The organism is Nitratireductor sp. CH_MIT9313-5, assembly GCF_037029545.1.
Lineage (GTDB): Bacteria > Pseudomonadota > Alphaproteobacteria > Rhizobiales > Rhizobiaceae > Chelativorans.
The window spans coordinates 303,949-329,524 of record NZ_JAYMER010000011.1 but is presented as its reverse complement, the minus strand read 5'-3'; the positions used below and the strand labels follow the sequence as shown (position 1 = coordinate 329,524).

Sequence of the window (25,576 nt, the reverse complement as noted above, 5' to 3'; positions counted from 1 at the left end):
AGAAAAACAAACCGAACCTGAACCAGAGAGAAGGAACGAGAAATGAAAAAGCTCATCACGAACCGCAGAACATTCATCAAGTCGAGTGCGGCTGGTGCTGCCATCCTGGCCGCTCCGGCCTATCTGCGCTCCACCGCCGCCCGCGCTTCCGGCACGGTCAATGTCTGGACCTATGCGAATTTCATCCCGGATGACTTCAAGGCCGAGTTCGAGAAGGAAACCGGTATCAAGGTGAATGTCCGCCTTGTCGATGACCAGGGCAAGCAGTTCAACCTTCTGGCCGCAGAAGCGCCGAATCCGACCGCGGACATCGTGACCGTTGCGGGTCACCGCTTCCTGCAGTTCATCGAGTCCGACCTGCTGTCACCGCTCGACACGGATCGCCTCTCCAACTGGGGCAACATCAACCCGATCTATTCGGAAAGCGACTGGTCCACGATCAATGGCAACAAGTGGGGCGCGCCGATCCTCTCGGGTGCCGAGGTTCTGGCCTACAACACCGAAGTCGTCTCCGAAGACGAGGTGAAGAGCTGGGACGTCATGTTCGCAGACAAGTACAAGGGCCAGACCGCCTACATCATCCAGGACATGATGTCAGTGATGATGCTCTATCTCGGCTATGACGGTAACATGGTCGAGTATATGGACGACCCGGAGAAGGCAGCCCAGATCGTCAAGGAAACACGCGATCTCCTGATCGAGAACAAGGACATGGTCCGCAAGTTCTACGATTCCGGTGCCGAAGTTCAGCAGATGTTCGTCAATCAGGACATCGTGCTCGCTCACGCCTGGAACGGCCCGATCGCCTCGCTCATCGCCGACGGTTTCCCGGTCGCCATGACCATTCCGAAGGAAGGCTCCTACGGCTTCGTCTACACGCTGAACGTGACGAACAACGGCCCGAACACGGATAATGCCTACAAGCTGCTTGATGCGCTTCTGGCAAAGCCTGAGATCGGCGCGCAGATGACCAAGGCCTCCGGCTTCATCTCCACCTACAAGGGTGCGGACCAGCATCTGACCGAGCTGGAGCGCAAGGCTTCCTCCTTTACCGAAGAGGAACTTGCCGGTCTTCAGTTCTTCCGCGCCGAAGCCAATGACATGAAGTACAAGCTTCTTGATCCGGCTGTTGAAGAGATCAAGGCCGCCTGAGGCTGAGTTGATCCGGCAGGCGGCCTGACGCCGCCTGCCACCTTCGCCTTTTGATGTTCATCTACCCGACCGACCTTCGCGCGGGCGGGCAGGCTGCAAGTGATAAGATGGCCCACGCCGATACCGATCGGGCGGACACGCCCTTGCCTCCCACGGCACGCGAGAAGCGCAGCATGTGGGGCGCCCTGATGAATAACGGCCTGTACAAGGGCGTTACAGATGTCCTCTTCAAGACGCCGAGGCGGCAGTTTCTACTGCTCGCCAGCTTCCCGCTCTTCTGGGTCTTCTTTGCCCATCTCGGACCCATCATCGAGATGTTCTATATCAGCTTCCTCGACTCCTACCCGCCGGCTGCGGGTTATGAGCCACAGCTGACCCTGGCCAACTGGAGCCGCTTCTTCGAAGAACGCATCTTCATGATCCCGTTCTTCCGCACGCTGGGCTTCGCCTTCACGCTGACATTCGTCACGCTACTGATCACCTATCCGGTGGCCTATTTCCTGGCCAAGCATGTAAAACGCAAGAACCAGCTCCTGTTCCTGCTTTTGCTGCTCATCCCGTTCTGGGTTGGCGAGATCGTGCGCACCTATGCGATCATGATCCTGCTTGGCAATAATGGTGCGGTGAACCTGCTCCTGAAGTCGATCGGGCTGATCGATCGGCCGATCCCCTTCATGTATACGAGCTTCTCGCTCGGCGTGGGCATCATCTATCTGACAGCGCTTTACATGCTGCTGCCGCTATATTCGGCGCTTGAGAAGATCCCCGACAACTATCTGGAAGCCGCTGCCGATCTTGGTGCGGGCTCATGGACACGCTTCCGTCGCGTGACCTTGCCTCTGTCGCGCGAAGGCATCGCGTCGGGCTGCACGCTCGTCTTCCTGATCTCCACGGGCTACTACGCCACCCCGGTTCTGCTTGGCGGACCGAACACCACCGTCTTTGCCGAAAGCATTGCAGGCTTCTTCCATGTGGCTGGCGATGAATGGCCGACGGGCGCCGCCTTCTCCGCAATCATGCTGATCACCACGCTTTCGCTTACTGGCGTCTTCCTGAAGCTGATGGGCCGCGACGGGAAAGGACTGATGAAATGACCCGCCATACACGCATCTTGATGTCGGTCATCTATTGGGCCTTCGTCGTCTATCTCTTCGTGCCGCTGGTCCTGATGGTCGTTATGGGCTTCAAGGATTCAAAGTTCATCGGCTTCCCGATCCGGGCCTGGACCATGGAGTGGTATACGGGTGTCTTCCAGGATGGGCAGGTGCTCGGCGTCTTCGCCTTCTCCATGGCGATTGCGCTTGCCTCAACCTTCCTGTCGCTCGTCATTGGAACCTGGGTTGCGGCTTTCCTGGGTCCCAACAATTTCCGTGGCAAGCTGATCGTTTTTGCGGTGACCTGCCTGCCGGCGGTCATTCCCGGCATCATCTCGGCCATCTCGCTTCGCATCTTTGCCCGGTTCCTTTCCATCGAACCCGGCATGATGGCGATCATTCTTGGTCACACGGTGCACAATGTGCCGTTTGTGGCGCTCGTGGTGATGGCACGGCTGGCAACACTGCCGAAGAGCCAGATCGAGGCCGCACAGGACCTGGGCGCAGACAGCATGGTTGCCTTTTTCCGCATCACGCTTCCCTATCTGAAGCCGGCGCTGATCGGGGCGGGCATTTTCTGCATGCTCCTGTCCTTCGACGACTTCGTGCGTGCCTTCTTCCTTGGCGGCTACGAGCCGACGCTTCCCGTCCTCATCTTCGCGAAGCTGCGCTCGGGCATGTCGCCGGAGATCAACGCCATCTCGACAATCGTACTGATCCTCACCGCGGTGCTGGGCCTGTGGGCCGAGCGCTCGATGCGGCGCATGAACAAGGGAGCCTGACATGGCTGACACAATCGTTCACATCGATAATGTGACCAAGCGCTTCGGCAATGTGGTGGCGGTCGACCATCTGGACATGAAGATCGTGGCCGGCGAGTTCGTCACCTTCCTGGGGCCGTCAGGCTGCGGCAAGTCCACGACGCTGCGCATGCTTGGCGGGTTCGAGACGCCGACCGAGGGCCGCATCATCCTGGGCGGTGAAGACGTGACGCGTCAGCCGCCAAACCGCCGTGACGTGAACATGGTGTTCCAGGACTATGCGCTCTTCCCGCACATGACCGTGGCGCAAAATGTCGCCTTCGGGCCGGAGCTGAAAGGCAAGTCGCGCCCGGAGATTGAAAAGCGAACGGCGGAGCTTCTGGACTTCCTGCAGCTTTCGGCGCTTGGCGATCGCACGCCCGACCAGCTTTCCGGTGGTCAGCGCCAGCGTGTGGCCTTGGCCCGCGCACTTGCACCAGATCCGAAGCTGCTGCTGCTCGACGAGCCGCTTGGCGCGCTTGATGCAAAGCTGCGCGCGCAGGTGCAGGTGGAGCTCAAGGACATCCAGAAGCGCACCGGCAAGACCTTCTTCTTCGTCACCCATGACCAGGACGAGGCGCTGACCATGTCGGACCGCATCGTGGTCATGAATGCAGGTCGCGTCGAGCAATCGGGCACGCCGGAAGACCTCTATTTCCGCCCGCAAAGCCGCTTCGTGGCAGAGTTCATCGGCGAGACCAATCTCGTGGAAGGCACTGTTCGCGGCAGCGAGGGTGAGACCGTGGCCATGGACTGGAACGGCATCACGGTGGCAGGCTCGGCCCACGGCGCAAAACCCGCTTCGGGCGCGCAGGTCAGTGCATCGCTTCGCCTGGAAAGCGTGCGCTGCCACGCGGTCAAGCCAGCCGAACCCAATGCGATCGAGGGCAAGGTGGTCAGCCGCCTTTTCAAGGGCAGCCGTACCGCTCTGGATATCCGCGTGGGCGACAAGCCGGATGCGGTACTGAAAGCCTATCTGGATTCCGGCGAGGCTGAACGTCTGGGCGGCGAGAATATTTGGATCAGCTTCCCGCCGGAGCGACTTTCAGTGCTCAGCGGATGACCTGATCGAGCCGGCCAAGTGCCGGCTCTTTCATTTCCACGGTCACTCAGTCCTTCAGGGCCGAGAGCGGCTCGGGCAGCTTGCGCCGCTTCTTTGGCTGTTCTGCCGGATCGGTCGGCTGCTCGGTGAAGCCTTCAAGGTCGGAGACTTCGGAGACGTCGCGCTCGATCTCCAATGGGCTGACGACATAGGCCGTGGTCAGTTCCGCCACGGATCGAAGTGCATGGGTGTGGATACGCTCATAGCCATGAGAGGCGTCGATGCCGAAGGCGATAAGTGCCGTGCGCACATCGTGCCCGGCTTCGATAGCGGAAGCGGAATCGGAACGGTAATAGCGGAAGATGTCCTTCTGGTAGCGAATATCTTCCTCGCGGCAGATCTCCACCAGCTTCTTTGTCAGGTGGTAATCGAAGGGGCCTGCCATGTCGGCCATACCAATGGTCACGCCGAATTCCGAGGAGTTCTGCCCCGGCGCCGTGGTGCCGTTATCGATGGTTACCATTGAGGCGATTTCGGGAGTGACGATGGAGGCCGCGCCGACCCCGACTTCTTCCGCGATGGTGAACAGCCAGTGGGTGTCGACAGGCAGCGTGACGTCGCTGTCCATGATGCTTTTCAGTGAAGCCAGAGCAATGGCCACACCGGCCTTGTCGTCCAGATGGCGGGAGACGATGAAGCCGTTATCAAGAAATTCCGGCTGCGGATCGATAGCGACGACGTCGCCGACATCGATACCGAGGCTCAGTGTGTCGGCGCGGGTCCAGCACATGGCGTCCACCCGCATTTCCACATGCTGCCAGCCCACGGGCGCGGTATCGACTTCGTCATTATAGGTGTGACCGGACGCCTTGAGCGGCAGGATCGTGCCACGATAGCTGCCCTTCTCGGTGTAGATCGTGGCGCGCGCACCTTCTGCGAAACGTGCCGACCAGTGGCCGATGGCAACGAGTTCCAGTCGGCCATTGTCCTTCACCATCTTCACCTGCGCGCCGAGCGTGTCCAGATGGGTGATTATTGCCCGTGCACCTTCGCGACGGCCGCCGCGCACCACGGCCCGAATGGCACCGCGGCGGGTCAATTCCGGTTCAAGACCGAGGCTTTCCAGCTCCTCGGTGACATGGCGCACGATCGTGTCCGTGTAGCCCGTGGGGCTATCGATGGACAGAAGCGCCTTCAACTGGCCCAGCAGGTAATCGACGTCGATCTTCAGTCGCGACAAGTGCTACTCCCTTGAGCCGAGCGCCTGTTTCGCAAAACGCGCACCGGAGCGCGGAAAGAGAAGGTCGACAAAGCGTTCGGCGGTTGGTTGTGGTTCGTGATTGGCGAGACCCGGCCGCTCATTGCCTTCGATGAAAACATATTCGGGCTCGCTTGGCGACCGCACCATGAGATCGATCCCCACAACAGGAATGTCGATGGCGCGGGCCGCGCGACATGCCGCATCCACCAGTTCGGGATGCACAATGGCCGTGACATCATGGATGGAGCCGCCGGTGTGGAGATTGGCCGCCTTGCGCACCGTAATCTCCCGCCCCTTTTCAGGCACGTCCTCGAGTTTCAGGTCTGCGGCAGCAAGGCAGCGCCTTGTCTCATCATCAATGGGGATGCGGCTCTCGCCACCGGTTGCAGCTTCACGGCGGCGGGACTGACGTTTGATCAGATCCTCGATGGTGCTGCGGCCGTCACCCACGACGCAGGGCGCGCGGCGAACGGCCGCTGCAACGAGCTTGTAGTCGATGACGACAAGGCGCAGGTCCTCGCCTTCGAAGCATTCTTCCAGAAGAACGCGGTCGCAGATCTCGCGCGCCTCGCGGATGGCGCTTTCCACTTCTTCAATCGTCTGGAGGCCCACCGAAACACCCCGCCCCTGCTCTCCACGCGCAGGCTTGACGACGAGCTTGCCATGCTTTTCCAGGAATTCCTGAAGCTCCTCGCGGCTGCAGTCCGCATCACGCTGTTCGGGCACCTTGATCCCGGCCTTCTGCACCACGCGCCGCGTGACGGCCTTGTCGTCGCAGATCGACATGGCAATGGCTGAAGTCAGTTCCGACAGGCTCTCGCGGCAATGAATCGAGCGCCCGCCGAATGACAGACGGAAGAAGCCGCCTTCCGCATCGGTGACATCCACGGCCACACCACGGCGATGCGCCTCGTCCACGATCAGGCGTGCATAGGGGTTCAGCCGGTCGAAATCGGCAGGTGGATGGGTGAACAGCTTTTCATTTATCGGGTTCTTGCGCTTGACCGCGAAGACCGGAACGCGCTGGAAACCGAGCTTCTCATAAAGCGCGATCGCCTGCTCGTTATCATGCATGACCGACAGGTCCATGAAGGCGGCGCCACGGGCGGCAAAATGCTCCGCGAGGCGACGCACCAGCATTTCCCCGACGCCGGGATGGGGCGTTTGCGGATCGACGGCCAAGCACCAGAGGGACGAGCCGTTCTGCGGGTCGTTGAAGACGCGACGGTGATCGATGCCGGTGACGGTGCCGACAATCTCGCCGGTCTGCTCATCCTCGGCCACGAAATAGGTGATGGCGCGGCTGTCGCGTTTGGACCAGAAGAAATCGGGCCTCACCGTCACCATGCCGCGGCTTTGATAGATGTTGTTGACTCCCTGGGCATCCACTTCCGAGGTCAGGCGCCGGATGAAATAGCCCTGCGTCTGACGACGCCCGGGACGGTATGTTGACAGATCCAGCCGATAGGTGTGCGACGGATCGAGGAACAATTCCTGAGGCGCCAGCGCCAGAAGCACATGCGGGTCGCGGATATAGAAGGCGATGTCGCGCCGGTCGGGACCTTCCGCGCTGAGACTTTTGGCGATGTCGTCATTGGTCTTGAAGGTCTGAGCAAAGATGAGCCTGCCCCAGCCGAGATCAAGGGCGACATTCTCGCCGGGCTCCGGCTGGTGATCATCCGTGCGGCCGATGGCCGGCTTCATGGAATCGGTGCGCATGCGCTGCAGGCGATAACCGGCGGCCTTGTCCTTGCGCCGGTTCTGGTGAGACTGGCCCTCCTTGCGCGACATCATCCCACTCCATGCGTCTGCAGCCAAAGCTCAAGCAGGCCGACCTGCCAAAGCTCGGAACCGCGCAGCGGCGTGATGTGCTCGGACGGTGCGGCATAGAGCCGGTCCAGATAATCCTGCCTGAACAGACCACGCTCGCGTGCGGCCTGCGAGCTCAATGCATCGCGGACCATGTCGCGATAGGGTCCATCGACATATTTGAGTTGCGGGACCGGGAAATAGCCCTTCTTGCGGTCGATGACCTCGGACGGGATGATCTGGCGGGCGACATCCTTCAGGACACCCTTGCCGCCATGCTTCAGCTTTTCTTCCGGCGGCACGCGGGCGGCGAGTTCTACAAGTTCATGGTCAAGGAAGGGCACGCGCGCTTCCAGACCCCAGGCCATGGTCATGTTGTCGACCCGTTTCACCGGATCGTCCACCAGCATGACTTCCGAATCCAGGCGAAGTGCGGCGTCAACCGGCGTGTCGGCACCTGCGCGCGTCAATTGATACTCGACAAGCGAACGACTGACATCGGCCTCCTCCATCCATTCGGGCGAAAGCTGGGTGGCGAGCGTGGCGTGGTCGCGGTCGAAGAAGACCTTTGCATAGTCCCCGACCACATCATTGGAGTCCATGAGCGGCGGATACCAATGATAGCCGCCGAAGATCTCGTCCGCCCCCTGCCCGGACTGCACGACCTTGATGTGCTTGGAGACTTCCTTGGACAGGAGATAGAAGCCGACATTGTCATACGAGACCATCGGCTCCGACATGGCAGCGAAGGTGCCCGGCAGTGCATCCATCAGCTCGCTGGAGGGCACGAAAATCTGGTGATGCTGCGTGCCGTAGCGTTCCGCGATAAGATCGGAATAGAGGAATTCGTCGCCCTTCTCGCCATTGGCTTCCTCGAAGCCGACGGAGAAGGTCATCAGGCCGGTCTGGCCTGCTTCGGCAAGCAGGCCGACGATGAGGCTGGAATCCACGCCACCCGACAGAAGGACGCCGACCGGCACATCGGCGACCATGCGCCGCTTCACCGCAAGGCGCAGTGCGTCAAGTACGCGGTCGCGCCATTCATCGGCGGAGAGGCTGGAAAGCGAGCTATCGCGCGCGAAGGGCGGGTCCCAATAGACGCGTTGGCGACTTTGGCCATCGGGCTCGATAACGCGGATCGTTGCTGGTGGTAGCTTTCGCACGCCATTGAGGATCGTGTGCGGCGGCGGGACGACTGCATGAAAGGTCATGTAGTGATGCAGCGCCACGCGGTCGATCGACGTATCGACGTCACCGCGCGCCACCAGTGCGGGGAGCGTGGAGGCGAAAGCGATCTTGCCCGGCGTCTCCGCGAGATAAAGCGGCTTGATGCCAAAGCGGTCGCGCGCCATGACGATGCGCCCGCTATCGCGCTCATGAAGCACGAAGGCAAACATGCCGTGAAAGCGCTCGACGCATTCCTCGCCCCAGGCGTGCCAGGCCTTCAGGATCACTTCCGTGTCGCCGGTAGAGAAGAAGCGATAGCCCTTGCCTTCAAGTTCGGCGCGCAATTCGGGATAGTTGTAGATGCAGCCATTGAAGGTGATGGTCAGGCCCAGTTCGGGGTCTTCCATCGGCTGGCGCGCTTTCTCGGAAAGATCGATGATCTTCAGGCGACGGTGGCCAAAGGCTGTATTGCCTCTCAGAACAACGCCTGCACCATCGGGGCCGCGCGGCGCCAGGCAATCCATCATCTTGTTCAGGGTTACAGGCGATGGCTGAGTGCCATCAAATCTCAACTCTCCGCAGATTCCGCACATGAGAAGCGGCCAATGCCTCCGTAATAAAAATCTTCGTGTTCCCTGAACGTCTTCAAGGGCTACGGGTTCAACATAAGAGTGTCAAATTGCTGCGGGGTAGTAAAACTCTTGCATGTTGCGCCTTTATGGCGTTCAACATGCGCGCCCGAGGCGCCCTTTTTTGAGCGGACAATCGTCACAGCCAAACTGTTATGACCGTGGCATTTTGACCAATCCCCGGCGCATGGACGCAGGCAGTGCCGCGCATTATGATCGCGCGCGCAACCCAGGAAAGGCATTATGGATTATCAGCGGTTCTTTTCCCAGGCGATCGACCAGCTTCATGCCGAACAGCGTTATCGCGTTTTCGCCGATCTGGAGCGCATAGCGGGCGCGTTTCCACGCGCAATCTGGCGTGCCAATGGGCAGGCGCGGGAAATCACCGTGTGGTGCTCCAATGACTATCTGGGCATGGGTCAGCACGAAACAGTGGTCAAGGCCATGCAGGAAGCTGCAGGCCGCATGGGTGCGGGTGCCGGCGGCACGCGCAACATCTCTGGCACGAACCACCCGCTGGTGGAACTGGAGCAGGAGCTTGCCGACCTTCATGGCAAGGAAGCGGCCCTGGTCTTCACATCCGGCTTCGTGTCGAACGAGGCTTCCATTTCGACCATTGCTCGCCTGCTGCCGGATTGCCTGATCCTGTCGGATGAACTCAACCACGCTTCCATGATCGAGGGCGTGCGCCGTTCGAAGGCAGACAAGAAAGTCTTCCGCCACAACGATCTCGACCATCTCGAAAGCCTGCTCAAAGCGGCTGACCCCGCACGTGCCAAACTGATCGTGTTCGAATCCGTCTATTCGATGGATGGCGACATTGCGCCGATCGCCGAGATCGCCGACCTCGCCGACAAGTACAACGCCATGACCTATATCGACGAGGTTCATGCGGTCGGCATGTATGGCGCGCATGGCGGCGGCATCACCGAGCGCGAAGGTCTTGCGCATCGCATCGATGTCATCGAGGGTACGCTTGCCAAGGCGTTCGGCGTTATTGGTGGCTACATCACCGGCTCCGCTGCCGTGATCGATTCAGTGCGGTCCTATGCGCCGGGCTTCATCTTCACGACCGCGCTGCCACCGGCCATCGCCAGTGCCGCGGCTGCTTCGATCCGCCATCTGAAGAATTCGAGCGTTGAGCGCGAAGGTCAGCAGCGTCAGGCACAGCGTACCAAGGATGTGCTGGGCGCTGCAGGTCTGCCGGTCATGCCGTCCGAGACGCATATCGTGCCGGTGCATGTGGGTGACCCGGATCTGTGCAAGAAGGCCAGCGACCATCTGCTTGAGAAGCACGGCATCTACATCCAGCCGATCAACTATCCGACAGTTCCACGCGGCACCGAGCGCCTGCGCATCACGCCGACGCCGCTGCACTCGGACGAATTGATCGACGGACTGAAGGATGCGCTTCTTGAAACCTGGGAGGCCGTTGGCATTCCCTTTACAGAGCGGCGCACGGAAACGGTCGCCTCCAGCGAGCGCATTGTGCCGCTGGTCGTTTCGAAATCCGGCGGCTAACGCGCCTTGATCCAGCCCGCGATCCGCTCAGCCGCCTCCACGATCTGGTCGAGGCGGCGGTTGAAGCACAGGCGGAAGAAGCCCTGCCCTTCCGGACCGAATGCTGTGCCGGGGGCAAGGCCAATGCCCGTACTATCAACAAGATCGATGGCACCCTCATGGGCGTTTGCAACGCCATCCACCGCAAAGAACAGATAGAAGGCGCCCGGCGGCGGCGACAGACGCACCCGCCCGGTTTCCAGAAGCGTGGTGCAGAGCAGATCACGAGCTTTCCTTGCGCGCTCGACCTGCTCACTGATAAAGCCGTCGCCTTCATCAAGTGCGGCGATGGCGCCGCGCTGCATGAATTCGGCCACGCCTGAAGTGGAATATTGCACCAGATTGTCAAAGGTCGGCTTCAGCGAGGGATTCACCCTGATCCAGCCGACGCGCCATCCGGTCATGGCCCAGTTCTTCGAGAATGAATTGACGTAGATGATGCGATCTTCATCATCGGCAATGTCGAAGAAGGAAGGTGCGCGTCCACCTTCGTAGTAGAAGCGGGTGTAGATCTCGTCGGCGATGATCCATAGCCCGTGACGGCGGGCCAGATCCAGTAATGCCTGAAGCGTTTCGCGATCTGCCCTCCAGCCCGTGGGATTGGCGGGCGTGTTGACGAAAATGGCTTTCGTCTTCGAGCCTATTGCCGCTTCAACCTGGTCGAGATCGAGGCTCCAGCCATTGTCCGAAAACGAGAGGCTGACCGGCACCGGCCTGCCGCCCGCGACACCGAAGGCAGCGGGGAAGTTTGGCCAGGCGGGTGAGAAGTAGATGATCTCGTCACCTGCTCCACCCACGGCCTGAATGGCAAGCTGGATGGCCTGCATGCTGCCACCGGTGACGATGAATTCACCGGGTTCGCATGACTTGTTGAAGGTGCGCTGATGATAGCGCGACAGTGCTTCCAGCAAGGGCGGAATTCCGCCCTGCCAGGTGTAGAAGGTGTGACCTTCCTGCAGGCTGGCAGCGGCGGCATTGGTGATGAAATCGGGCGTTTGCCGGTCGCCTTCACCAACCCAAAGGGGGATCAGGCCTTGCCTGCCGCGGGCATGATCGGCAACGGCAATGATGCCGCTTGCCGGTACCGAACGCGCCTCAGGGCGCAGCGCATCAACAAGCGGCATGATTTCACGCTCCGTTCAGGGCTTCATCTTCTGGGTGGCGAGAAGATCACGAATTTCGGTGAGGAGCTGGACATCCTGCGGCGGTGCCTCCGGCTCGGCCGGCGTCTCGGCTTCCTTGCGGCGCAGATTGTTCACACCCTTGACCATCAGGAAGATGATCCAGGCCAGGATCAGAAAGTTCACGACCACAGTAATGAAATTGCCATAGGCGAAGACCGCACCCTGCTCGCGCGCTGCTTCAAGGGTGGTGGCGGTAACCTCGCTGCTCAATGGGACGAAATAGTCCGAAAAGTCGAAGCCGCCGAAAATCGCGCCCACGAGTGGCATGATGACATCATCGGTCAGCGACTTCACGATCAAGCCGAACGCGCCACCAATAATGACACCGACCGCGAGGTCCATCACATTGCCACGGGCAATGAATTCCTTGAATTCCTTGAGCATGAAGCCCCCCTTATCTGAAGATCGCTCGGCGCAATCAATACGCGAGTGCATGGATCAAGCTACAGGTAAAGACCTCTTAGCTTAAGGAATTATTGCGCAAGCGTGGTCCCCGTGCTTCCCTCCAAGGAAAAGTGGGGAGGTTAGCGCTTGCAAGGCTGGGTCGTAGCAATTGTTGCTGTCGCCTATGTGACGCTTCTGTTCGTCATCGCCAGCCTTGGCGATCGGCGGGCATCGCGTGCGGCACCTGCATCGCGACCCTATATCTACGCCTTGAGCCTGGCCATTTATTGCACGTCCTGGACGTTCTTCGGTTCAGTCGGCCTCGCATCCGAACGTGCATTCGAATTTCTCGCCATCTATATCGGCCCGGTGCTGGTTTTCCTGTTCGGCGGTGCGCTTCTCAAGCGCATCATCAGGCTGGCAAAAAGCGAGAAGATCACCTCGATCGCCGACTTTCTGGCCGCGCGTTACGGCAAGAGTTTTGTCGTTGCCTCGGTTGCCACGCTCATCGCGACCTTCGGCACCATTCCCTATATCGCGCTGCAGCTCAAGGCGATCTCCGATTCCGTCAGCCTGATGGTGATGCATTACAACGGGACGGATGCGACGACCGATTTGGTCATAGGCGATCTGTCACTGATCGTGGCGCTCTTGCTGGCATTGTTTGCGGTGCTGTTCGGCACCCGTCATGCGGATGCGACGGAGCACCAGAACGGCCTTGTGCTTGCTGTCGCGGTGGAATCCATCGTCAAGCTTGCGGCCTTTCTTGCGGTCGGTATTGCGATCACCTTTTTCTTCTTCGGCGGCCCGCTGGATCTGGCGGACACGGTGGCGCGTACACCGCAGGTCGCCCAAGCCTTCACCTCACCCACTTCGCTTGCAACATGGCTGGTCATGACGGCCCTTTCGGCCTCGGCGATCATCATGCTGCCGCGCCAGTTCTATGTGACCATCGTTGAAAACAAGGGTCCGGAGGAGCTGAAGACGGCAAGTTGGCTCTTCCCGCTCTATCTCGTCACGATCAACATCTTCGTCATTCCCATCGCATTTGCGGGTCTAACGCTGGTGGGCAGCCGCACCAATTCTGACCTCTACGTGCTCGCCATCCCCCTGCTTCAGGGGCACGATCTTCTGGCGATGATCGCCTTTGTCGGCGGGTTGTCGGCTGCAACGGCGATGGTGATCGTTGCCAGTGTGGCGCTGTCGATCATGATCTCGAATGACCTTGTCATCCCAATCTTTCTGCGCCGCCTCCTGCACTCCGATGGCCGGGACAATGAGGACTGGTCGGCAATCATCCTGAATATCCGCAGGGCGGCCATCTTCATCATCCTGTTCGTGGCGTTTCTCTATTATCGCGAGACGACCAACAACACCCGGCTCGCTGCTATCGGCCTCATCTCTTTCGCGGCAATCGCACAATTCGCGCCGTCCTTTTTTGGCGGTCTTTTCTGGCGCGGGGCCAATGCCCGCGGAGCGATTCTCGGCATGAGCGCAGGCTTCCTCGTCTGGGGCTACACGCTGCTCTTCCCCTCACTTGCACCGGCGGGAACAAGCATCATCGTGAGCGGTCCGTGGGGGATCGAAGCGCTTAGGCCGCAAGGGCTGTTTGGAACGGTCGCCGAACCGCTCAACCACGGTGTGATGTGGAGCCTTGCAGTCAACACGCTGCTCTTCGTCCTTGGGTCGCTGTCCCGTGCAGCTTCGCCGCTCGAGCGTATCCAGGCTTCGCTCTTCGTGCCACGCGACGCTGCTCCCATGCCCAGCCTTCGGCGCTTCCGCACCGCAGTCACCGTGAACGACCTGAAAGATACCATTTCGCGCTATCTTGGCGTAGAGCGCACCGAACGGTCCTTCCTGACCTTCGAGGAAGAGCAAGGGGTCACGCTTAACGGCAACAGCCCTGCGGATATCTCGCTGGTGCGCTTTTCCGAACAGCTTCTGGCCAGTGCCGTCGGCTCCTCTTCTGCGCGGCTTATTCTCTCGCTGCTGCTGCAGCGCAATGACGGCACGACGCGCGACGCGATGCGGCTTCTGGATGATGCCTCCATGGCGCTGCAGCACAATCGCGATCTATTGCAGACCGCGCTCGACCAGATGGAAGAAGGCATAACCGTCTTTGACCGCGACTTCCGCCTGACCTGCTGGAACCGCCAGTTCCGGATGCTTTTCGGCCTGCCTGACAGCATGGGACAGGTGGGCGTATCGCTCGGGCAGATTGTCAGCCACCTGATCGAGCGCGGAGACCTGGGGCGCGATGCGGAGAGCATCACGCTGGAACAGTTGGCAGATAATCGATCCCCCTGGCAGCTCAAACTGAAGAATAGCGGGCGCATCCTCGAGATCCGCTCCAACCCCATGCCCGATGGGGGCATTGTTGCGACCTATACGGACATCACCGCACGCGTGGAGGCAGATGCGGCGCTGAAGCGCGCCAATGAAACACTGGAGCAACGTGTTGCCAGCCGAACCGCAGAGTTGATGAAGGTCAATGAAGAGCTTGCGCAGGCGCAAATGCTGGCGGAAGAAGCAAATCTGAGCAAAACACGCTTCCTGGCCGGGGCTGGGCATGACATTCTTCAGCCACTCAATGCCGCCCGCCTTTATTGCGCGCCGCTGCGCGAGAAGGTGGCGGATATAGACACGAGCGGGCTGATCGATCGCATAGAGTCCTCACTGGATTCGGTCGAGACGATCCTTGGTGCCGTGCTCGATATTTCGCGCCTCGACACCGGCGCGATGCAGCCGAGCGAAACCGTGTTCCAACTCGACAAGCTTCTGCGCCAGATCGAAACCGACTTTCAGCCTCTGGCGGAAGAAAAGGGCCTGGAACTGACGATTGTCGAAAGCAGCCTTACCGTCGCAACCGACCGCAATCTTCTGCGCCGCCTGCTGCAGAACCTTGTGTCCAATGCGGTGAAATACACGCGAAGCGGCCGCATTCTTGTTGGTGCGCGCAGGCGCGCCGGGTTGGTCGAAATTCAGATATGGGACACGGGCATCGGAATTGCCGAAGGAGAGCTTCAGACAGTGTTCCGGGAATTCACACGGCTTGATGACGGCATGCGCGAGGCGCAGGGGCTGGGACTTGGCCTGTCCATCGTGGATCGGATCGCCCGCGTATTAAGGCTCGAATTGCAGCTGCAATCGCAACCGGGAAGCGGGACGCGGTTTTCCGTGATCCTGCCCGTCAGCACGCGCGCCCTCACCCCCGGTCGTGAACGCCCGCCGCTGATACCGGTCCGCCAGGCCATGCTGGAAGGGCTGAACATCCTGTGCATCGACAACGACACGCAGATTCTTGAAGGCATGCGTATGATGCTGGAAGGCTGGGGCTGCCGCGTGCAGACCATGAAGGGGCTGGAAGGCCACGAGAGTGAGTATCCAGAGGCTCCGGACTTCCTCTTCGCTGACTACCATCTCGACCGGGGCAATGGCCTCGATGCAATCACGAAGCTGCGCAAGGCGTGGAACGAGGATGTGCCGGCGGTTCTGATTACCGCCGATCGCAGCCGCGAGGTGAGGCAGGCGGCCACGGCCATGGATGTGGCGATCGTGCAGAAGCCGGTCAAACCGGCGGCGCTGCGCGCGCTCCTGATGCGCTATCGCCCGTCACAAGCTGCCGAGTGAAGGTCAGACATCCTCCGACAGTGGCTCGGTGCCGATGCGTGAAAGCAGGATGACCGCCTGCGTGCGGCTGTCCACATTCAGCTTTTGCAAAACCGCCGAGACATGCGCCTTCACTGTCGCTTCCGAGACATTCAGCTCATAGGCGATCTGCTTGTTCAGCAGGCCTTCGGCAAGCATGGCGAGAACGCGGGTCTGTTGCGGCGTGAGTGTCTGGATGCGCTGGATGAGGTCGGATATTTCGGGATCGGCCTCCTCGCCCAATTCCAGGTCGTCAGGCGCATGAAGTCCGCCCTCCAACACCGTCTTCACCGCATCCTTGATGCTGTCCATGCGCGAGGACTTGGAGATAAAACCTGAAGCACCAAGGTCGAGAGCCCGGCGGATCGTCTGAGGGTCGTCATAGGCGGAAACTACCACGATCGGAACTGCTGGATTGAGCCCTCGCAGCGCCACCAGACCGGAGAGACCGCTTGCGCCTGGCATGGCCAGATCAAGCAGAACAAGGTCGATATTCTCTTCCTCGCCGACCAACGCCTTCACGCCTTCGAAATCTTCGGCTTCAAGGATTTCACAGTGCGCGTCGAAGCTCGTGAGCGCCTGCTGCAACGCGCCACGGAAAAGCGGATGGTCGTCAGCGACGACAAAGCGGTAACCCGTCAAATCATTCCTCCCCGGTGGCCTGACGCAGCTTTTGACGCTTTCCGCAGACCGCCTCCGATTATGCGGGCTGGCCGCATCTTTTCAAGATACAAGCCGCCAAACGAGGGTCAGAAGAAGATCGTGATCGGTGCAGACCCACAACGGACTGGATTTCGTGACAGCTTGATGTCAGCCTGTCTGTGGTCAGAGGAGGAAGAGGCGTGCAGAACAGCATCGAAACGCATCGCTCTTTCGTAAACACATGGGAGTGTGACGAGAACGCGCATATGAATGTGCAGTTCTACCTCAAGCGCTTCGACGAGGCAGCGGTGTTTTTCCGGCTCGCACTGGGCGGCAAGCCTGTTGCTGGTCCACCCATGGACCGGCATGTGCGCTACCATGCGGAACTGCATGCGGGGGCGACGACGCTTGTCCACTCCGCGGTAATTTCAGATGGCGCACTGAAGGGTCGGCTGGTGCATTATCTTGTCGATGCCGAAACCGCCAAGCTATGCGCCTCAGCCATCGACATGGCGCCCTATCCGCCGACCGATCACGTCGTTGAAGAGAAGAACATACCGGCTGCCCTTCCCCGCAGTTCACCCGCAGACAAACTGGAGCCCCGCACGCCGGATGCGATCCTGAAGGCAGCGGGGGGGCGTACCAACAGCTCGATCGTTCGCGCCAGTGAGTGCGAAAGTGACGGGCGCCTCTGCGAACAGGGATATGTGGCGCGCATTTCGGACGCGGCACCACATGGCTGGGCCCTGGCGGGCGTGACATCAGACTGGCTGCGCGAACGCAATCTGGGCCGGGTTGCCGTGGAGATGAAGATCTCCCGCCACAGCCATGCACGCGCCGGAGATGCGCTTCAGATATTCACCACCGTTTCAGGCTCCGGCAGCAAGACACTCACCCTGCATCACGATATTGTCGATGTCCTGAGCGGTCGCGCGGTTGCCTCGGCACAGGTCGTGGCGTTGATCGTCGACCTTTCCACCCGCAAGGCCATTGCGCTGCCCGAACAGGCGCGCATGCACCTTACGCGAGCTTGAACAATGTGCCTCAGGTGCGTGATGGGTCTTCACCATCTTCCGGTTCGCTTGGTGCCGGATCAGGCGTCTCCTTTTCCGCGTCAAGATCTTTCACAATGCCGATGAAACGCTGGAAGAAGCGCTCCATCATGCCAAGGGTCTGATCGAATTCTTCTTCGCTGGGAAGGCCTGCACCCGGCCTGGCTTCGGCCTCAAGCTTCTCTACCCGCTTTTCCAGGTCATTCAGACGATCTTGGAGCGAGGGCCCTTCTGCAGTATCGGATGTTGGCGTGCAGGTAAGCCGTCCGTCCTGCTCCCGGCACAGGCTCATCTCACCGGTGCGGGTGTCCATCCTCACATACCCATCGTCCGTTCTCTCGAGGCGAAAACGCTCTTCCTGCGCGTTTGCTGGCAACTGGCCGAACATGGCGGCACCGCCCGCAACCGCCATCACCCAAAGGGCAGCATTAGTCTTAGTCGTCATGGTGCAACTCCTTGAGCGCGTGGCGCTGATTTTCTGTGCGCGCACGCCGTGCAGAAACTTCAGTGGTGGTGGGAAAGCTTTCCACACCGTCATATTCCGATTATAGCGCGCGCATGGCACACTTCATTTACAAGATTTGCCCGCGCGCGATGTGGGTTGAAGCACAAAAATCAGGCGTCTTTGAGGGCGCCCCCGTCGATCTGCAGGATGGCTATATCCATTTCTCGACCGCCGAGCAGGTTCGCGAGACCGCAGCCAAGCATTTTGCCGGACAAGATGACCTGCTTTTGATCAGCGTGGACGGTGAACGGCTGGGCGATGCCCTGAAATACGAGGTTTCCAGAGGCGGCAAGGAATTTCCGCATCTCTACGCGCCGCTCGACTTGTCTGCCGTTGTCGAGACCATGCCGCTGCCTCTTGGAGATGACGGCCAGCATCAATTTCCGGAGGGGCTGAAATGAGACGCCTTGTCGATCGCATTACCCGGCCCTTTCTCTTCTCGCTGGACCCGGAACAGGCCCATGGGCTTGCCATCAAGGCTCTGGAAACGGGGCTGACGCCTCCGGCGCCCAAAAGAGATACGCCGCGCCTGCGCACCGAGATCGCCGGGCTTGCATTCCCGAACCCGCTCGGAATGGCAGCCGGTTTCGACAAGAATGCGCAGGTGCCGGATGCATTGCTGCGGCTTGGCTTCGGCTTCGTGGAATGCGGCACGGTTACGCCACGACCGCAAGCGGGCAATGACAAGCCACGCATCTTCCGCCTTGTCGAAGACCGCGCCGTGATTAATAGGCTCGGCTTCAACAATGAGGGACTTGAAGCGGCGAAAGCGCGGCTGGAGCGGCGCACCGGCAGAGGCGGCATTGTCGGCATCAATATCGGCACCAACAAGGATGCGAGCGACCGCATTGCAGCCTATGAGCAAGGCGTGCATGCCTTCGCCCGCCTTGCCTCCTATCTGACGATCAACATCTCCTCGCCAAACACCGCAGGCCTGCGCGATCTGCAGGGGAAGGAGAGCCTTGGCCTTCTGCTCTCACGGGTCTGTAGCGCGCGTGATGCAGCGGCTCAAAATGGCGCCGGTCACACGCCGCTTTTCCTCAAGATCGCGCCTGATCTGGATGAGCAGGCGATGGAAGACATTGCCACTGAACTGGCGGGTAGCGGAATCGACGGCCTGATCGTATCGAACACCACCCTGTCGCGCTCGGGTCTTGCAAGTGCGAATAGCAGCGAGACCGGCGGCATGTCGGGTGAACCGCTGTTCGAGCGCTCCACGATCGTGCTTGCGCGGATGCGCCGTCTGGTCGGGCCCAGACTCCCGATCATCGGCGTGGGCGGTGTCCATTGTGCTGAAACGGCGCTTGAGAAGATCAAGGCGGGCGCTGATCTGGTGCAGCTCTACACCGGCATGATCTATGAAGGTGCCAGCCTGCCAGCACGTATCGTCAAAGGTCTGGACGAGGCCGTGGCGAGGGCCGGTGTCCCCAATGTGGCCGAGCTCAGGGACAGTCATCTCGACAATTGGGCAGACAAGCGTCTGCCTGATTGAGCATCAAGCGAAATTCTGCCGCATGCGGTGCGGCAGAATTGCTGCCAGACTTAATCCGCGCACGATCAGCCAGATATGCATGGCCGCCCAAAGGCCTGCATTGCCGAAGGCTTCTCCCAAAACAAACAGCGCGACGACATAAAGCCCGAGCGACAGCAGCATCATGTTGCGCATGTCGCGCGACCATGTGGCACCGATGAAGACACCGTCCATCTGGAAAGCCAGCACACCACTGATAGCGACGAAGGCGGCATAGGGAAGATATTCCAGGGCCAGGGCGCGCACTTGCGGAGCTGTCGTCAGCAGATGCACGAGATCCTGTCCGAAGGCGATGGTGAGTGCCGTCGCAGCAATGGCAAGCGCAAAGCCCCAGATGCCAGTGAGGAGCAGCACGCGGCTAAAGGCCGGTCTGTTGCGCCCGCCGACAGCCCGGCCCGCAAGCTGTTCGGCTGCGGTGGCGAAGCCGTCCAGGAAATAGCCGGCGAAGAGGATGAAGTTCAAAAGGACCGCATTTGCGGCCAGGGTCACAGTGCCATATTGCGCGCCCTGCCGGGTGAAAAGCGCATAGGCGGCCAGCAGCGTGAAGGAGCGCACCATGATGTCGCCATTGAGGGACAGAAGGCGCAGGATCGAGCCGATATTAAAGACCTCGCGGCGGGCCGGGCGCTGATCACCCCTCACGCGTCGCGACACGATGGCCAGTCCCACAATGGCAGCAATGCTTTCTCCGCCCACCGTGCCCCAGGCAACCCCTTCGATGCCCCAGCCAAGGTGGAGGCCAAGCCATAGCGACAGCGATATGTTGGCGCCATTGAGAAGAAGCTGGAGACCCAGGCCCAATGTCCCTTCACCACGCCCCAAGACATAGCCGAGCAAAGTGAAATTGATCAGCGTCATCGGAGCGGCCAGCATGCGGATTGCGATATAGATGTGCATCGCATCCACGACCGCCTTTTCGGGCGAGATGAACCATGCGCCAGCAGCAGCTATGGCAGGGGAAGCCAGGATCAGCAGCAGGCCTGCGGTGACGGCCAAGGTGAGCGCGCGCAGCAGCGTTGCCTGCTCCTCACGCGTGTTTCCGCGTCCGAAAGCCTGTGCGACGAGGCCGGTGGTCCCAGAACGCAGCGAGTTGAGCGTGTTGAACACCACGTCGAAAACGATGGCACCGGCCGCAAGTCCGCCCAATAGTGCAGCATCGCCGAACTGACCGACAATGGCAGTGTCTACAAGGCCAAGAAGAGGGGTGGTCAGATAGGCCAGCGTCATCGGCACGGCGATTGCCAGCACCTGCCGGTTCGTCACCATGAAATGCTTCTGCTCTGGCTGGCCTGTTGCGTCCAATATCGCCCCCGCACTGCTTCAAGCAGAGGCAATGCCAGCCGCAGCCTGCAGCCGCAAGGGCACAGCCGCGTTTCTTGGTGCGGCCAGCCCTATCGGCGGAAGCTCAGGATACGCAATATGATGAAGGCCGGCACCACGATGACCGCGCCAAGCACGATGTAACCGGCAAGATTGCCGAGTGCGTCAAAGCCCATGTTCCAGACATGGAGAACCATGTCGCGCAGGCTGTACCAGACATCCCAGGGCGACCAGTGGAACACGCTCATGATGAAACCGACGATGAAGGAGACGACAAGCAGCTTCACCAATATCCGCAAGGGGCTGTCGCCCAAAAAGCGTGTCAGTGCCGACATTGTCTCTTCCTTCTGATCTCAGCTTGTGCAGATAGTCGTTCTCAAGGCAGGCTGCAAGAAGCCTTGGACTGGGGCCGTCTGCCACAGGTTCCACCATTCCGGCGTTATAGCGAAATCTGGATCGTTGTTTCGACACGGGAACAAGGCTTGCGGAAATGCACACTCCAGATAGTGTGTATTGCGAACTAAGCGCGGATTATCCCGATGTCAGCGATCGATTATTATTTCACCTCGGCCTCACCCTTCTCCTATCTCGGGCACCAGCCCTTGCGTGCGGTAGCGCGCAAGCACGGCGTGGAAATCAATGTGAAGCCTGTCAACCTGCCCGGGATCTGGCAGGTTTCCGGCGCGCTTCCGCCAGCGCAGCGCCCGCCCGTGCGCCAGCGCCTGCGACTGGTCGAGTTGCAGCGCATCGCGGACTACAGGGGCATGCCCATCAATGTGAAGCCGAAGCATTGGCCGGTCGATCCCGCACTTGCCGACCGGTCTGTCATCGCCCTGCAGCAATTGGGGGGCGACCCGCTCAGCTATATGGAGCGCATCTTTGCCGCGCTGTGGGCGAATGATGAGGATATCGCCGACGAACAGGTGCTTGCGAAATATCTCGCGCGCGAAGGGTTTGACGCTGAAGCCGTGCTCCAGGCTGCACGCCAGCCCGAGGCCGCAGAAATACGCGAGCAGAACACGAACGAAGCCATCTCAGCCGATGCAGTGGGTGTGCCAACCTATGTGCTCAATGGCGAAGCCTTTTTCGGTCAGGACCGCGTCGAATATCTCGACCATGCCCTGGCGAAAGGCCGTGCTCCGTTTACCGCAGGTTAACCGCTTCTGGCTGCGGTTTTGCGCAGGGTGGACAGGCGGGCCTGGAGGGGTCTAGAACAGTTCGGCAGGCATTTTTTCCTGTCGACAGCCAAGGGGAGGACGACGTGCTTTCGCACGAGCAAGTCTGGGCGGCCATCGACGCGCTGGCAGCGCGCAACGCTCTTTCGCCATCTGGCCTCGCGCGCAAAGCCGGTCTGGATTCCACTGCCTTCAACCGCTCCAAGCGCTGCTCTGCCGATGGCAGACCGCGCTGGCCATCGACCGAGTCTCTTGCAAAGGTCATGCAGGCAACCGGCGCATCGCTCGATGATTTCATTGCACTCGTCAAAGGCGCGCCCTGTGAGGGTCCTGGACAGTATCCCATGCCGGCAGCATCCGTGCCACTGATCGGCTTCGCGCAAGCGGGAGCCGGCGGCTTTTTCGATGATGCCGGTTTTCCTGCCGGTGAAGGCTGGGAACATGTGGAGCTTCCCGTCCAGAATTTGCGTCGGGGTGCTTATGCGCTGCAGGTGCAGGGCGATTCCATGCTGCCGCTTTATCGCGATGGCGACACACTCATCGTGGAACCGGAAGCCACCATTCACAAGGGTGATCGCGTTGTGGTCAAGACGCTTGACGGGGAGGTTATGGCCAAGGTTCTGATGCGTCAGACAAGCCGTGAAATCGAGCTGCACTCCATCAATGCTGAACACCCGAACCGGGTGTTCAAGCGCTCGGAGGTTGAATGGATCGCAAGGATCGTCTGGGCAAGCCAGTAAGACTGCTCGTTCTGGCAGCCATTCTGGCGGGCATTCCTGCACCGCCTCTCGCAGTCGCGCAGGAAAAACGCGTTCGTATCATCGATCCATCCGTAGCCGCTCCTCCACCTGTTGCACCCCATGAGCTCGAACGGGTTGAGCCGCGCCCACCCCTGAGCCCACTGGCGCATGAACCGGAACCAAAGCCGGTCGAACGTCAACAACGCTTCTTCAAGCCTGTCGCGACCGCAGCAGGCCATATCCGCGCGCAGGATCAGGAGTTCGCGCTTTCAGGCATAAGGGTGGTTTCACCGGAGGCGATCTGTGACGGACCCGGAGGCGCCTGGCCGTGCGGGCGCCATGCGCGCACCGCGTTTCGCATGTGGTTGCGCGGACGTGCGCTTGATTGCGAGCTGGACGAGAACGAAGCCGGAGATGCGGCGGAGCGCACGGCTCGTTGTCTGGTGGGCGATACCGATCCCGCGGAATGGCTGGTTCGGCATGGGTGGGCACGCGCTGCGCCCGGCAGCCCTTATGAAGCGGTGGAGAAGGATGCACGTTCTTTAAGGCGCGGCATCCATGGTCAGGGACCCGACTAGGGCCAGAGCAGGTGCCCCGGCCCAACGGGATTTCGCTACTCGGCGACGAGCTCGCCCTGCAGCGCGGATGCGATCAGTTCGCGCGTCTTGCCGATGCCGTATAGGGCGACAAAGGAGCCGAAGCGTGGTCCACGCTCCTGCCCCAGAAGCACCTGATAGATCATCTGGAAAAACGCCACCGAAACGCCCGGACCGCCGGTCGGGCTCTTCTTCTTGTGGTCCTGGTAACGTTCGATATCGCGCGCCACATCGAGAGCCGCGTTCTGGATTGCCTCGCCATCGGCATCTGCGGGCAGGCTCCCCAAAGCTTCCGACAGCTTCTCAAGTGCATCGCGTTCCACATCATCGGGCGCGCGATAGTCCTTCTTCACGAAGTCGCGGAAATACTGGATCGCGTAACCGACAAGCTGGTCGAGATGTGGATGCGTCTGTGGCGTCACGCCAGGGGCATAGTTGGAGATGAAGCCCCACATGACATCCGGGTTCTCGGGGTTGGAGGCGGTTGCCAGATTGAGCAGCAGCGAGAACGGCACCGGCAGGTCCTTCTCCGGCGGATTGCCGCTGTGGATGTGCCAGACAGGGTTGTTGAGGCGCTGGGACCAGTCCTGCCGCTGATAGGCGGCAAGATGGGCGTAATACTCGTCCACCGCGCGCGGGATCACGTCGAAGTAAAGCTTTTTCGCCGTCCGCGGCTTCTGGAACATATAGAGCGCGAGACTTTCGGTCGGAGCGTAGGTGAGCCACTCATCGATCGTCAGGCCGTTGCCCTTCGACTTGGAGATCTTCTGCCCCTTGTCGTCCAGGAACAGCTCGTAGATGAAGTGCTCGGGCGCCTTGCCACCAAGGATCACGCAAATGCGGTCATAGAGCGCGGCGTTGGGGCCGTGGTCCTTGCCAAACATCTCGAAATCAACGCCGAGGGCTGCCCAGCGCATGCCGAAATCCGGCTTCCACTGCATCTTCACATTTCCGCCGGTGATCGGCAGCGTGATCTCCTTACCGTCCTCGTCATCGAAAGTGATCGTGCCGGCCTTGGCGTCCACATTCTTCATCGGGACATAAAGTACACGGCCAGTTTCGGGGTGGATGGGAAGGAACGGGCTATAGGTCGCCTGGCGCTCTTCACCCAGCGTCGGCAGCATGGCCGCCATGATCGCGTCATACTTTTCCGCCGCGTTCAACAGCGCGTCGTCGAACTTGCCGGATTTGTAATAGTCGGTGGCGCTGGCAAAATCGTATTCGAAGCCGAAGGTGTCGAGGAAGCGGCGCAGCATGGCGTTGTTATGATCGCCAAAGCTCTTATGCTCGCTGCCAAACGGGTTCGGCACGGCGGTCAGCGGCTTGTGCAGATGGGGCTTGAGCGCTTCCGGGTCCGGCACATTGTCCGGGATCTTGCGCATGCCATCCATGTCATCGGAGAAGCACAGGAGCCGGGTCTTCACCTTGCCTTCGGTGAGAATGTGAAAGGCATGGCGTACCATGGTCGTGCGCGCGACCTCGCCAAAAGTACCGATATGCGGGAGGCCCGAGGGGCCGTATCCCGTCTCGAACAGGACGACGTCGGGAAAGTCGCGGCCCTCGTAACGTTTGACGATTTTGCGCGCTTCCTCGAAGGGCCAGGCTTTGCCTTTCTCCGCCGCGTCCAGAAGTTCGGGCGCGAGGTTCAGCGTCGATGCGTCAATCGTCATTTCTCATGTCCATTCGGGTAGGAAAAATCCAACGGCTGTGGGCTTAAGCTTGCCGCGGGGAGAGGTCAATCGACTCTGCGTTTTTTCATTGCGGTCCGTGCTGCCCGTTCCTACCTTGCATTTGCACAACAGAGGATTTCAGATGCTTCAACGCCCGAGCCTGCACGAGGCCCTCATTCACCTGATGGTCGTCGTGTCAGCCAGCGACCGCAACATGACCGATGCAGAACTCTCGCGCATCGGTCAGATGATCCAGACATTGCCGGTCTTCGCTGACTTCGATCAGGACCGCATCATCGAAGTGGCGGGGGAATGTCAGCAGATCCTGCAGAATGATGACGGCCTCGACAGCATTCTCAACGAAGTGCGCGACGTGGTGCCGGCATCGCTCTACGACACAGCCTATGCGCTGGCGGTGGAGGTTGCGGCCGCCGACCTGCATGTCGAGCGCGAAGAGAAGCGCATGCTGCAGCTTATCCGAAACCGCCTGCGCCTCGATCCACTGATCGCCGCGGCCATCGAACGGGCAGCACAGGCACGCCATCGTCGCCCCGTGTGACGTGTCTCACCAGCATGTGACTGGCTTGAGAGCGACCGGTCGGGGATGAAAGACGC

At 60.3% G+C, this 25,576-nt stretch carries 23 protein-coding genes; 13 read left to right on the top strand and 10 right to left on the bottom strand.

What is annotated here, in order from left to right; translation table 11 throughout:
- Positions 1-42: 42 nt before the first annotated feature.
- From WA367_RS05605 to WA367_RS05590, 4 genes are all read left to right on the top strand, one after another.
- A complete protein-coding gene (locus WA367_RS05605; RefSeq protein WP_336055802.1) occupies positions 43-1,152 on the top strand; it encodes an ABC transporter substrate-binding protein in 1,110 nt (369 codons plus the stop codon).
- Between the two features lie 107 nt (positions 1,153-1,259).
- The gene (locus WA367_RS05600) at positions 1,260-2,246 is read left to right on the top strand and encodes an ABC transporter permease (protein WP_336055801.1); all 987 of its coding nucleotides are present in this window, start codon (positions 1,260-1,262) and stop codon (positions 2,244-2,246) included.
- Positions 2,243-3,028 (top strand): ABC transporter permease, encoded by a 786-nt coding sequence (locus tag WA367_RS05595; protein ID WP_336055800.1) that lies wholly within the window; start codon positions 2,243-2,245, stop codon positions 3,026-3,028. The genes WA367_RS05600 and WA367_RS05595 overlap by 4 nt, the downstream gene beginning before the upstream one ends.
- 1 nt (position 3,029) lies before the next feature.
- Positions 3,030-4,109 (top strand): ABC transporter ATP-binding protein, encoded by a 1,080-nt coding sequence (locus tag WA367_RS05590; RefSeq protein WP_336055799.1) that lies wholly within the window; start codon positions 3,030-3,032, stop codon positions 4,107-4,109.
- Positions 4,110-4,155: 46 nt separating this feature from the next.
- Here the strand turns inward: WA367_RS05590 and WA367_RS05585 are convergent, their stop codons facing one another.
- Genes WA367_RS05585 through WA367_RS05575 form a run of 3 tightly spaced genes read right to left on the bottom strand, consistent with a single transcriptional unit; the run spans position 4,156 to position 8,918 of the window.
- Positions 4,156-5,328: an osmoprotectant NAGGN system M42 family peptidase gene (locus tag WA367_RS05585; RefSeq protein ID WP_336055798.1), complete on the bottom strand. Its 1,173-nt coding sequence runs from the start codon at positions 5,326-5,328 to the stop codon at positions 4,156-4,158.
- 3 nt (positions 5,329-5,331) lie between these two features.
- Positions 5,332-7,140: an N-acetylglutaminylglutamine synthetase gene (gene ngg, locus WA367_RS05580; RefSeq protein ID WP_336055797.1), complete on the bottom strand. Its 1,809-nt coding sequence runs from the start codon at positions 7,138-7,140 to the stop codon at positions 5,332-5,334.
- The gene (locus WA367_RS05575; protein ID WP_336055796.1) at positions 7,140-8,918 is read right to left on the bottom strand and encodes an N-acetylglutaminylglutamine amidotransferase; all 1,779 of its coding nucleotides are present in this window, start codon (positions 8,916-8,918) and stop codon (positions 7,140-7,142) included. Before WA367_RS05575 ends, ngg begins: the two co-directional genes overlap by 1 nt.
- 279 nt (positions 8,919-9,197) lie before the next feature.
- Here WA367_RS05575 and hemA point away from each other — a divergent pair, with 279 nt between their 5' ends.
- Positions 9,198-10,475 (top strand): 5-aminolevulinate synthase, encoded by a 1,278-nt coding sequence (gene hemA, locus WA367_RS05570; RefSeq protein ID WP_336055795.1) that lies wholly within the window; start codon positions 9,198-9,200, stop codon positions 10,473-10,475.
- Here the strand turns inward: hemA and WA367_RS05565 are convergent.
- Positions 10,472-11,638, bottom strand: coding sequence for a pyridoxal phosphate-dependent aminotransferase (locus WA367_RS05565; protein WP_336055794.1), 1,167 nt, complete (start codon positions 11,636-11,638; stop codon positions 10,472-10,474). The genes hemA and WA367_RS05565 overlap by 4 nt on opposite strands.
- A gap of 15 nt (positions 11,639-11,653) precedes the next feature.
- Positions 11,654-12,082: a large conductance mechanosensitive channel protein MscL gene (gene mscL, locus WA367_RS05560; protein WP_336055793.1), complete on the bottom strand. Its 429-nt coding sequence runs from the start codon at positions 12,080-12,082 to the stop codon at positions 11,654-11,656.
- Positions 12,083-12,229: 147 nt separating this feature from the next.
- Here mscL and WA367_RS05555 point away from each other — a divergent pair, with 147 nt between their 5' ends.
- The gene (locus WA367_RS05555; RefSeq protein ID WP_336055792.1) at positions 12,230-15,712 is read left to right on the top strand and encodes a hybrid sensor histidine kinase/response regulator; all 3,483 of its coding nucleotides are present in this window, start codon (positions 12,230-12,232) and stop codon (positions 15,710-15,712) included.
- A 3-nt stretch (positions 15,713-15,715) separates the two neighbouring features.
- Here the strand turns inward: WA367_RS05555 and WA367_RS05550 are convergent, their stop codons facing one another.
- Entirely contained in the window at positions 15,716-16,372 is a 657-nt protein-coding gene (locus WA367_RS05550) for a response regulator transcription factor (protein WP_336055791.1), read from the bottom strand.
- Between the two features lie 200 nt (positions 16,373-16,572).
- On the opposite strand from WA367_RS05550, the gene WA367_RS05545 reads away from it, so the two are divergent.
- Complete coding sequence (locus WA367_RS05545) at positions 16,573-17,406, top strand: thioesterase family protein (RefSeq protein WP_336055790.1); 834 nt, start codon at positions 16,573-16,575, stop codon at positions 17,404-17,406.
- Between the two features lie 10 nt (positions 17,407-17,416).
- Here the strand turns inward: WA367_RS05545 and WA367_RS05540 are convergent, their stop codons facing one another.
- Positions 17,417-17,869, bottom strand: coding sequence for a hypothetical protein (locus WA367_RS05540; RefSeq protein ID WP_336055789.1), 453 nt, complete (start codon positions 17,867-17,869; stop codon positions 17,417-17,419).
- Between the two features lie 113 nt (positions 17,870-17,982).
- Here WA367_RS05540 and WA367_RS05535 point away from each other — a divergent pair, with 113 nt between their 5' ends.
- Both WA367_RS05535 and WA367_RS05530 read left to right on the top strand, forming a co-directional pair.
- Complete coding sequence (locus WA367_RS05535; protein WP_336055788.1) at positions 17,983-18,330, top strand: DUF952 domain-containing protein; 348 nt, start codon at positions 17,983-17,985, stop codon at positions 18,328-18,330.
- On the top strand, positions 18,327-19,421 hold the full coding sequence (locus WA367_RS05530; RefSeq protein ID WP_336055787.1) for a quinone-dependent dihydroorotate dehydrogenase: 1,095 nt from the start codon (positions 18,327-18,329) through the stop codon (positions 19,419-19,421). Before WA367_RS05535 ends, WA367_RS05530 begins: the two co-directional genes overlap by 4 nt.
- A 3-nt stretch (positions 19,422-19,424) precedes the next feature.
- On the opposite strand, the gene WA367_RS05525 is transcribed toward WA367_RS05530, so the two are convergent.
- Together WA367_RS05525 and WA367_RS05520 are read right to left on the bottom strand one after the other, a co-directional pair.
- Positions 19,425-20,726, bottom strand: a complete 1,302-nt coding sequence (locus tag WA367_RS05525) for an MATE family efflux transporter (protein WP_336055786.1) — start codon at positions 20,724-20,726, stop codon at positions 19,425-19,427.
- 125 nt (positions 20,727-20,851) lie between these two features.
- Positions 20,852-21,115: a DUF6460 domain-containing protein gene (locus WA367_RS05520; RefSeq protein WP_336055785.1), complete on the bottom strand. Its 264-nt coding sequence runs from the start codon at positions 21,113-21,115 to the stop codon at positions 20,852-20,854.
- 204 nt (positions 21,116-21,319) lie between these two features.
- Here WA367_RS05520 and WA367_RS05515 point away from each other — a divergent pair, with 204 nt between their 5' ends.
- The 3 genes from WA367_RS05515 to WA367_RS05505 all read left to right on the top strand — a co-directional run bounded on the left by WA367_RS05515 (position 21,320) and on the right by WA367_RS05505 (position 23,273).
- Positions 21,320-21,937 (top strand): 2-hydroxychromene-2-carboxylate isomerase, encoded by a 618-nt coding sequence (locus tag WA367_RS05515; RefSeq protein ID WP_336055784.1) that lies wholly within the window; start codon positions 21,320-21,322, stop codon positions 21,935-21,937.
- A gap of 104 nt (positions 21,938-22,041) precedes the next feature.
- Positions 22,042-22,695, top strand: coding sequence for a S24 family peptidase (locus tag WA367_RS05510; RefSeq protein WP_336055783.1), 654 nt, complete (start codon positions 22,042-22,044; stop codon positions 22,693-22,695).
- Positions 22,662-23,273 (top strand): thermonuclease family protein, encoded by a 612-nt coding sequence (locus tag WA367_RS05505; protein WP_336055782.1) that lies wholly within the window; start codon positions 22,662-22,664, stop codon positions 23,271-23,273. The genes WA367_RS05510 and WA367_RS05505 overlap by 34 nt, the downstream gene beginning before the upstream one ends.
- Before the next feature lie 35 nt (positions 23,274-23,308).
- Here WA367_RS05505 and WA367_RS05500 read toward each other — a convergent pair whose 3' ends face one another.
- A complete protein-coding gene (locus WA367_RS05500; RefSeq protein WP_336055781.1) occupies positions 23,309-24,961 on the bottom strand; it encodes a lysine--tRNA ligase in 1,653 nt (550 codons plus the stop codon).
- Positions 24,962-25,103: 142 nt separating this feature from the next.
- Between WA367_RS05500 and WA367_RS05495 the strand changes: the two genes are divergently transcribed.
- Complete coding sequence (locus WA367_RS05495; RefSeq protein WP_336055780.1) at positions 25,104-25,520, top strand: tellurite resistance TerB family protein; 417 nt, start codon at positions 25,104-25,106, stop codon at positions 25,518-25,520.
- Positions 25,521-25,576: the final 56 nt, after the last annotated feature.

Bases quoted from the DNA above. Each gene is read 5' to 3' on its own strand.
- WA367_RS05595 (WP_336055800.1), top strand. From the start codon at position 2,243: ATGACCCGCCATACACGCATCTTGATGTCGGTCATCTATTGGGCCTTC.
- WA367_RS05590 (WP_336055799.1), top strand. From the start codon at position 3,030: ATGGCTGACACAATCGTTCACATCGATAATGTGACCAAGCGCTTCGGC.
- hemA (WP_336055795.1), top strand. From the start codon at position 9,198: ATGGATTATCAGCGGTTCTTTTCCCAGGCGATCGACCAGCTTCATGCC.
- WA367_RS05540 (WP_336055789.1), bottom strand. From the start codon at position 17,869: ATGACGACTAAGACTAATGCTGCCCTTTGGGTGATGGCGGTTGCGGGC.
- mscL (WP_336055793.1), bottom strand. From the start codon at position 12,082: ATGCTCAAGGAATTCAAGGAATTCATTGCCCGTGGCAATGTGATGGAC.
- WA367_RS05520 (WP_336055785.1), bottom strand. From the start codon at position 21,115: ATGTCGGCACTGACACGCTTTTTGGGCGACAGCCCCTTGCGGATATTG.
- WA367_RS05600 (WP_336055801.1), top strand. From the start codon at position 1,260: ATGGCCCACGCCGATACCGATCGGGCGGACACGCCCTTGCCTCCCACG.
- WA367_RS05535 (WP_336055788.1), top strand. From the start codon at position 17,983: ATGGCACACTTCATTTACAAGATTTGCCCGCGCGCGATGTGGGTTGAA.
- WA367_RS05515 (WP_336055784.1), top strand. From the start codon at position 21,320: ATGTCAGCGATCGATTATTATTTCACCTCGGCCTCACCCTTCTCCTAT.
- WA367_RS05525 (WP_336055786.1), bottom strand. From the start codon at position 20,726: ATGGTGACGAACCGGCAGGTGCTGGCAATCGCCGTGCCGATGACGCTG.
- WA367_RS05530 (WP_336055787.1), top strand. From the start codon at position 18,327: ATGAGACGCCTTGTCGATCGCATTACCCGGCCCTTTCTCTTCTCGCTG.
- WA367_RS05605 (WP_336055802.1), top strand. From the start codon at position 43: ATGAAAAAGCTCATCACGAACCGCAGAACATTCATCAAGTCGAGTGCG.
- WA367_RS05565 (WP_336055794.1), bottom strand. From the start codon at position 11,638: ATGCCGCTTGTTGATGCGCTGCGCCCTGAGGCGCGTTCGGTACCGGCA.
- WA367_RS05505 (WP_336055782.1), top strand. From the start codon at position 22,662: ATGGATCGCAAGGATCGTCTGGGCAAGCCAGTAAGACTGCTCGTTCTG.
- ngg (WP_336055797.1), bottom strand. From the start codon at position 7,140: ATGTCGCGCAAGGAGGGCCAGTCTCACCAGAACCGGCGCAAGGACAAG.
- WA367_RS05500 (WP_336055781.1), bottom strand. From the start codon at position 24,961: ATGACGATTGACGCATCGACGCTGAACCTCGCGCCCGAACTTCTGGAC.
- WA367_RS05575 (WP_336055796.1), bottom strand. From the start codon at position 8,918: ATGTGCGGAATCTGCGGAGAGTTGAGATTTGATGGCACTCAGCCATCG.
- WA367_RS05495 (WP_336055780.1), top strand. From the start codon at position 25,104: ATGCTTCAACGCCCGAGCCTGCACGAGGCCCTCATTCACCTGATGGTC.